Below are 341 nucleotides of genomic sequence, written 5' to 3'. Positions count from 1 at the left end.
CTTTTACACGTCTGACGGTTTTCAAGACCGTTCCCTTCAGCCGGACTTGGGTAATCCTCCAAGGCAATAAAATATCTTTCATATAATCCCATACAAGGATGGACCTTGTAGGACTCGAACCTACGACCGGACGGTTATGAGCCGTCTGCTCTAACCAACTGAGCTAAAGGTCCAAGTAATTATATAATAGCGGCGAAGGGGATCGAACCCATGACCTCCCGGGTATGAACCGGACGCTCTAGCCAGCTGAGCTACACCGCCATATTATACATCTAATTAAGTGGAGAATAGCGGGATCGAACCGCTGACCTCCTGCGTGCAAAGCAGGCGCTCTCCCAGCT

The 341-nt window shown here is 49.9% G+C and carries 2 tRNA genes; both read right to left on the bottom strand.

The features are described 5' to 3' along the window. Positions 1–99: 99 nt before the first annotated feature. Positions 100–173: transfer RNA gene (locus tag AC973_RS09075), tRNA-Ile, on the bottom strand. Positions 174–187: 14 nt separating this feature from the next. Next, a tRNA-Met gene (locus AC973_RS09070) sits at positions 188–261 on the bottom strand. Between the last annotated feature and the right edge of the window lie 80 nt (positions 262–341).

This window comes from Carnobacterium sp. 1290_CSPC (genome assembly GCF_001053265.1).
Classification (GTDB): Bacteria; Bacillota; Bacilli; order Lactobacillales; family Aerococcaceae; genus Aerococcus; species Aerococcus urinaeequi.
The sequence above is the reverse complement of the archived record's forward strand: the minus strand, read 5'-3'. Positions and strand labels throughout refer to the sequence as shown.